The organism is Colwellia sp. 75C3 (assembly GCF_002836255.1).
In the GTDB taxonomy this organism is placed as follows: Bacteria; Pseudomonadota; Gammaproteobacteria; order Enterobacterales; family Alteromonadaceae; genus Colwellia.
Genome location: NZ_PJAU01000036.1, coordinates 43,949 through 51,878 on the forward strand (window position 1 = coordinate 43,949; position 7,930 = coordinate 51,878).

Genomic DNA, 7,930 nt, shown 5'->3' on the forward strand with positions numbered 1-7,930 from the left:
AGTATTAGAATCTAAGTTAGACGTCAACTTACTATTTAGTTGATTGACACTTTGACATTAATTCACCATTTAATGCTTAGGTAAGTGAGTTGCAGAAATGCTACTCACTTACCCGATAAGCTCGCAAATAATGGATAACCGATAGTTCACATGATACCGAATAAATCTTCTTGCATCCTTGTAGTAGGCTCTACTACGGCCCAGAGTAACCGTCATTTCATTATTCATTGTTACACTTATTGGCCATTATTTTTTATCCGGTCCATCTGGGTCATCTGGAACAATATTTTCATTATTAGGGTTGCCTAGTAAGCCTAACTGCTGACCAGTGCCCCCTTTAAATATTAGTTTTTTAGCGTTACTGTCGTTGCCAGGGCAGTGAATTGAGTTATGATCTTCACGTAATAAATCACGATTATCCATCAATTCAACATCCACGCGTTGCTCATTTCTTCTTGTTAATAGGCTGTCATTTAATAGAACGTAGTAATCATTTTCTGTATGACATAGAACAATTATTAAAGGCTATGTTCCCTTAAATTGTTGCTACACTGTATATAACATCAGTTGATGAGTGTTTTGTTATGATACCAGCACAATTTAAAAAACTATTAGTAGCGTTAGAGCACCTGACAGATAAGCAAACTAAGGATGTAGAGAAGTTTTTAAAAGGTGATAACTTAATTCAGCCAATCATTGCCGAGCTTGAGCAGCGTATGATTGATGAGCCAGAGTGTCCTCATTGTCATAGTTGTTTGATCAATCGGCATGGTAAATCAGCAGCCATGCAAAGGTATCGCTGTAAAAATTGTACGAAAACTTTCAATGCCGTGACTAAAACGCCCTTGGCTCGGTTACAGCATAAAGAAAAGTGGTTAGATTACTTACAATGCTTGATCAATGGCAAGGTGCTAAGAGCATCAGCAACCGATTGTGATATTAACTTAAAAACCTCGTTTAGATGGCGACACCGTTTTCTTCAACTGTCTGCAACCATGAAGGCGACTTTACTTGAAGCTGATGAAACCTTATTTGCACGCTCAGAAAAAGGAAATCGCACACTTGAGCGAAAGCCAAGAAAAAGAGGAATGAAAGCAAAAAAACGAGGACGTTCTAAAGAAGATTGGGTGCCTGTATTAACAGTAAGAGATAGGGGGAAGCATACTTATGAGGCTATTATCCTTTCTGTCTCTACAGAGCAACTCAATAAAGAACTAGAAGGTAAAATATTAAAAGACAGCGTCTTGTGCACTGATGGATTTAGATCTTATATCAAGTTTGCACAAGGCAATGATTTAATTCACAAACGGCTAGATGTAGCTGCGGGTGTACAGGTGATTGAAAAGGTATTCCACATTCAGAATGTTAATGCATACCACAGCCGATTAAAGGCTTGGATGGATAGATTTCATGGTGTGGCGACTAAGTATTTAGAAAATTACTTAGGTTGGTTTAGATTTTTAGATACAAATGAAAATCCTAATAAAAACAACCTGTTCAAAGCTCAACAACACTTAGCGGGAACATAGCCTTATTAAATCGTCTGTTTTTTTAATTTAAACGTCCTTAATCTAATATCAAATGCTTTTATATTTGCCGGAATGACGACTGGTGGGACTGGTTAAATGCATTAACATAATGGCTTATGCAGTATTGATGTATAAAAATGCGAAATTAGTTTAATTGGCCTTCCCCTAATATTTAATCAAGTTACCTGGGGTGTTTCACTGGCTATTCAGTTGATTTACTCCATGTATTTAGTTATCTCAAATTTTGTGCCAGCAAATCAAATAAATATATTAATATCGATACTACTTAATGAGATTGATGAACAAATCATTTATACTTAACTATTAACTATTATTTTACATAGTTACTTCAAAACATTACCCGATCAGGTAGTGATAATAGAGTAACCAAAGATTAATTAGAGACGGACTTTATGAAAATTGCTATTGCGGGTACAGGTTACGTAGGTTTATCAAATGCTATGTTGTTAGCGCAACATAATGAAGTTGTTGCTGTTGATATCATTGCTGAAAAAATAGAATTACTCAATTCAGGGAAGTCTCCCATTGAAGATACCGAGATATCTGACTTTTTAGCAAATCGTGATTTGAACTTTACCGCTACTTTAAATAAAGAAGCGGCTTACGCAGGCGCTGATTATGTAATTATCGCAACTCCTACTGATTACGATCCTGAAACGAACTACTTTAATACCTCTTCAGTTGAATCGGTTATTAAAGATGTTATGGCTATCAACCCTTCAGCTTGTATGGTAATTAAATCAACAGTTCCTGTTGGCTATACTGCGCGTATTAGAGAAGAATTAGAGTGTGATGGACTGATATTTTCCCCTGAATTTTTACGCGAAGGTAAAGCTCTTCACGATAACCTTTATCCTTCACGTGTTATTGTTGGCGAAGATTCAGATCGTGCACGTACATTTGCAGGGCTGTTAGTTGAGGGCGCTTGGAAAGAGGATATTGATGTTTTGTTTATCCGCTCTACAGAAGCTGAAGCCGTTAAATTATTCTCTAATACCTATTTAGCGATGCGCGTATCATACTTTAATGAACTTGATACTTATGCTGAAGTTCATGATTTAGATTCTCGCCATATTATTGAAGGCGTGAGCTTAGATCCCCGTATAGGCAATCATTACAATAATCCATCATTTGGTTATGGCGGTTATTGCTTGCCAAAAGATACCAAGCAACTACGCGCAAACTATAAAGATGTACCAAATAATATTATTAGTGCGATTGTAGATGCTAATAGCACACGTAAAGATTTTGTTGCCGACTCAATTATTGCCAAAGGCCCTAAAGTTGTCGGTATTTATCGCTTAATTATGAAATCTGGGTCTGATAATTTTAGAGCATCATCAATACAAGGTATTATGAAGCGGATTAAAGCAAAGGGTATTGACGTTGTAATATATGAACCGGTAATGGAAGAAGATGAATTCTTTCATTCAAAAGTGATTAAAGATTTATCTGAATTTAAAGCACTGTCTGATGTGATTGTTTCTAACCGCATGGTTGATGAATTAAATGATGTTGTAGGCAAAGTGTATACACGCGATTTATTTGGTAGTGATTAGCACGTTCAGCTCGAACAAACTCATAAGCGATGCGCGAATAAATTCCCGCCTACGGTGTTGGTGATATGTAGGCGGGATTTTATTCGCGCATAGCTGTAGAACAATGGATCTTCGATCAGAGCCTTCGAAGATGGCGATGCATAGAGGCAGACTTTTTATAGATGGGAGTTTGTTTTGGTAGACTTTAGTAAAGGTAAGATAAATGAAGTATTTAGTAACAGGTGCCGCAGGTTTTATTGGTAGTGCTGTCGTTGAACGTTTGTGTGCTGCAGGGCACGATGTCGTTGGTATCGATAATATAAATGATTATTACGAGATTACCTTAAAGCAAGCGCGTTTAAGTCGAATTGAGCATGCGAGTTTTACCTTTATCAAGATAGATATTGCTGACCGCGAAGGTATGGCTGATTTATTCAGCACTCATAAGTTTGATAAAGTTGTGCATTTGGCCGCTCAGGCTGGCGTGCGTTACTCCATTGAAAACCCGATGGCTTATGCTGATAGTAACTTGATTGGGCACTTAACTATTTTAGAAGGGTGTAGACATAATAATGTGAAGCACTTGATCTACGCATCATCTTCTTCTGTGTATGGTTTAAATAATAAAGTACCTTTTGCAACATCAGATACTGTCGATCACCCCGTGTCACTTTATGCCGCAACTAAAAAATCTAATGAATTAATGGCGCATAGCTATTCGCATTTGTATAATATTCCAACCACAGGTTTGCGATTTTTTACTGTTTATGGTTCATGGGGGCGCCCTGATATGGCTCCTCATATTTTCACTAAGAAAATATTGAATGGCGATACTATCGACATAAATAATAATGGTGATATGTGGCGTGATTTTACTCATGTAGATGATATTGTTGAAGGGGTTGTGCGCATTGCTGATGTTATTCCAGAGCGTGATGAAAAATGGAAAGTTGAAACTGGTAGCCCAGCAACGAGTTCAGCACCTTATTCGGTATATAACATTGGGCACGGCTCACCAATTAGTTTAATGGACTTTGTTAAAGCCATTGAAGACGAGTTAGGCATTGAAGCGAAAAAGAACTTTCGTGAAATGCAGGCTGGGGATGTATATCAAACCTACGCAGATACTCAAGATTTATTTAAGGCGACTAATTATACCCCTAAAATTTTAGTGAAAGAGGGTGTTGCCGAATTAGTTGCTTGGTTTAAAGACTTTTACAAAATAAAATAAATCGTGCCTGTGTAGATGGCTCAGGAACGTTTATAGCAAGCTCCTGAGGTAACTACATAAGTATGAAATACAATATAAAATACAAAGGAAGTTGAAGAATATGAAAGCTGTAATACCTGTTGCTGGCTTAGGTACGCGTATGCTACCTGCGACTAAAGCGATTCCTAAAGAAATGTTGCCTATTGTTGATAAACCAATGATTCAATACATAGTAAATGAATGTGTTGCTGCTGGCATTAAAGAAATCGTTTTAGTGACGCACTCTTCTAAAAATGCCATTGAAAACCATTTTGATAAATCTTTCGAACTTGAAACTACATTAGAAAATCGTGTCAAACGTCAGTTACTCGAAGAAATTCAGGCTATTTGCCCTAAAGGCGTTACTATCTTGCATGTACGTCAAGGTGAAGCTAAAGGCCTAGGTCATGCTGTTTTAAAAGCACGTCCAATTATTGGTGATTCGCCGTTTGTCGTGGTTTTACCTGATGTTATTTTAGATGATGCGACGAGTAATTTAAAAACTGAAAACTTAGCAGCAATGTTAGCTCGTTTTAATGACGCCGGTCATAGTCAGATTATGGTTGAACCTGTTCCTATGGAAATGGTGAGTAACTACGGGGTGGTAGATTGTGATGGCCACCAACTTGCTGCAGGTGAATCAAAAGCGATGACAGCTGTAGTGGAGAAACCTCCAGTCGATGAAGCGCCTTCTAACTTAGCTGTTGTTGGACGATATGTATTGTCAGAGAAAATTTGGGATTTACTTGAGTTTACTCCTCCGGGCGCAGGTGATGAAATTCAATTGACCGATGCTATTGCTATGCTAATGAAGCTTGAAACTGTAGAAGCATTTCATATGACTGGTAAGTCTCACGATTGTGGTTCTAAGCTTGGTTACATGAAGGCTAATGTTGAATATGGCTTACGTCATCCAGCATTAGGCGATGATTTTAAAGCTTACTTACAGGAAGTTATTAATAGCCATTAGCTATTATCTTTTAGGTCTGAAATTGTGGATTAAGGCCTAAGTGACATCCAGGCCACGTTGGCTTAAGTGATAACATTAGATTCGTCATTCCCGAGGTGTATTTATCGGGAATCCAGTTTTTGGTTGCGAGCAAGTGGATTCAGGATAATTGCTCTTGAATTCTCGACTAAGTGACATCCATACCACGTAGACTTTAGTGATAACCTCAGACTCGTCATTCCCGAGGTGTATTTGTCGGGAATCTAGTTTTTGGTTGCGAGCCTGTTGATTCAGGGAAATTGCTCTTGAATTCTCGACTAAGTGACATCCATGTCACGTTGGCTTAAGTGATAACCTTAGATTCGTCATTCCCGAGGTGTGTTAATCGGGAATCCAGCTTTTGGTTAGTTATGAGAGAGTGGATTTCACTTTTAACTATTTAATATTTAATAAAAGTAACAATATGGACATGTCTTCTTTATCGCAACTTTCAAAAGCTGCAAAATCTCGCTCAATAACCTCTTTATTCTCTGCTGATGTAGATCGCGTTGACAATTACTCTACTAGCAAAGTAGGCCTTTACCTCGATTTCTCTAAACAAAATATTACTAACGAAGAACTTAGTCAGCTTTTTGAGTTAGCTAACACGTCGAAATTAACAGATAAAATCAAAGCACAATTCTCAGGTGAGATGATTAACAACACAGAAAAACGTGCAGTACTTCATACCGTTCTTCGTTGCCCTAATGAAATCAAACGAAAAATACTCGGTACTCACGCTGATGAAGTTATCGCCACTGAGCAACACATGGCTGAGATTGTTGATGACATCAGTAGTGGGGCGTTATTGTCCGCTTCAGGTGAAAAGTTCACTGATATTATTGCCATTGGTATTGGTGGCTCTTATTACGGAATTAAAGTGGCGCTTTCTGCTTTAAAACCTTTTCATACTACAGGCTTGAATGCTCATGTTATTGCTAATGTTGATGGTGCAGCTATTGAAGATAAGTTAGCAAAGCTCAACACAGCTACAACACTTGTTATTGTTATCTCTAAAACATTTACCACTCAAGAAACCTTGTTAAATGCATTGGCAGTTAAAAATTGGATGCTTAAACATTCTGAGGACCCCTGTGTTATTGAAAAGCAGTGGTTTGCCGTTAGTACTAATATTGTGAAAGCTACTGAGTTTGGTGTTTTAGAAAAAAATATACTACCAATGTGGGATTGGGTAGGTGGACGCTTTTCTCTTTGGTCTGCCGTAGGGTTACCGTTGGCATTAGTCATAGGCAATGAAAATTTCAATAAGCTTAAGCAAGGTGCTTATGAGATGGACCAGCATTTTCAAAATACACCATTTGAACAGAACATGCCGGTATTAATGGCTTTATTAGGTATTTGGAATCGTAATGCATTACAGTATTCAAGCTTAGCTATACTACCTTATGACCATTCTTTACGCGCTTTACCCGGTTATTTACAACAAACGGATATGGAGAGTAATGGTAAATCTGTATCGAATTCAGGCGAAAAGCTAGCTTGGAAAACCGCACCTACCGTTTTTGGTCAGGAAGGAACGAACGGGCAACATGCCTTTATGCAATTGATGCATCAAAGTGATGATATTATTCCAACTGACTTTATTGTTTGTTTGAAAGGTTCAAGCGACTTACCTTCGCACCATCAAGTACTCATTGCTAATTGTTTTGCACAAAGTGAAGCGTTGATGCGTGGTAAAACCTTGGCAGAAGTTGAAGATGAACTGGCTGCTGCAGGTGTTATGAGTGACGTGATTTCTCGCCTTGCCCCCCATAAAACAATGAAAGGTAATACGCCAAGTAATACTTTATTACTTGATGAAATGTCGCCCGAAAACTTAGGCGCTTTGCTGGCGCTTTATGAGCATAAAATTTTTGTGCAGGGTGTTATTTGGCAGATCAATTCTTTTGATCAATGGGGCGTTGAATTGGGGAAACAATTAGGAAATAGTATTCTGTCAGCAATGAATGGTGGAGAAGCTTCAATGCTGTCTGCTTCAAGTCAAAATTTAATAAAACGTTTTAATCATTCTGTTAATAAATAAGACTAGTTGATTAAGCACTTACGGTGCCGATGGGGTCAGGAAAATGTGCGTCCTGCATTCTCTAATAAGCTGCATCCATGCAGCGTAAGTTACCGCCTACGGGGGGAATACTTTGGTTGGGCGGTGTCACACTCTCGTCGTCATTCTCGAAGTGTCTAATCGAGAATCCAGTTTTGTTTAATCAGCAAGAGTTGACAGAGGTACGAGAGGCTAAAAATGTCTATGCGGTTCGTCCTGGTATTACGGCTTAGACTATTATAAGTAAATAGATTCAGAATAATTGTATAACTAAGACAAAAGAACTGGATTCCCGATAAAAACACCACGGGAATGACGGAGTTTAGTTCATTGGACTCCGGCTAAGAATATGCCGGAATGACGGTATGTTCATTGCGCGAATAAATTCCCGCCTACAGTGCGTGTTGATGTAGACGGGATTTTAATAGTCCATTGTTTATAAATAATTTTGTATGCATTTATGATTTAATAAATCTTAGTTATCAAACCAATATGGTAGGCTTTGTTTAAAGTGCGAATGCATTAGATAGATGCGCGAACAGG

At 38.1% G+C, this 7,930-nt stretch carries 6 protein-coding genes; 5 read left to right on the forward strand and 1 reads right to left on the reverse strand.

What is annotated here, in order from left to right; translation table 11 throughout:
• Window positions 1-246 precede the first annotated feature (246 nt).
• Window positions 247-438, reverse strand: a complete 192-nt coding sequence (locus CXF85_RS08440) for a hypothetical protein (RefSeq protein WP_101228095.1) — start codon at window positions 436-438, stop codon at window positions 247-249.
• 146 nt (window positions 439-584) lie between these two features.
• Between CXF85_RS08440 and CXF85_RS08445 the strand changes: the two genes are divergently transcribed.
• The 5 genes from CXF85_RS08445 (at window position 585) to pgi (ending at window position 7,369) form a co-directional block, all read left to right on the forward strand.
• Window positions 585-1,529: an IS1595 family transposase gene (locus tag CXF85_RS08445; protein WP_157829048.1), complete on the forward strand. Its 945-nt coding sequence runs from the start codon at window positions 585-587 to the stop codon at window positions 1,527-1,529.
• 413 nt (window positions 1,530-1,942) lie between these two features.
• Window positions 1,943-3,109 (forward strand): nucleotide sugar dehydrogenase, encoded by a 1,167-nt coding sequence (locus tag CXF85_RS08450; protein WP_101228096.1) that lies wholly within the window; start codon window positions 1,943-1,945, stop codon window positions 3,107-3,109.
• Window positions 3,110-3,311: 202 nt separating this feature from the next.
• Window positions 3,312-4,319, forward strand: coding sequence for an NAD-dependent epimerase (locus CXF85_RS08455; RefSeq protein WP_101228097.1), 1,008 nt, complete (start codon window positions 3,312-3,314; stop codon window positions 4,317-4,319).
• Window positions 4,320-4,419: 100 nt separating this feature from the next.
• Window positions 4,420-5,307 carry a UTP--glucose-1-phosphate uridylyltransferase GalU gene (galU, locus tag CXF85_RS08460; protein WP_101228098.1) on the forward strand — a complete coding sequence of 296 codons (888 nt, stop codon included), beginning with the start codon at window positions 4,420-4,422 and terminating at the stop codon, window positions 5,305-5,307.
• 442 nt (window positions 5,308-5,749) lie between these two features.
• Window positions 5,750-7,369, forward strand: coding sequence for a glucose-6-phosphate isomerase (pgi, locus tag CXF85_RS08465; RefSeq protein ID WP_101228099.1), 1,620 nt, complete (start codon window positions 5,750-5,752; stop codon window positions 7,367-7,369).
• The last annotated feature ends 561 nt before the right edge of the window (window positions 7,370-7,930 follow it).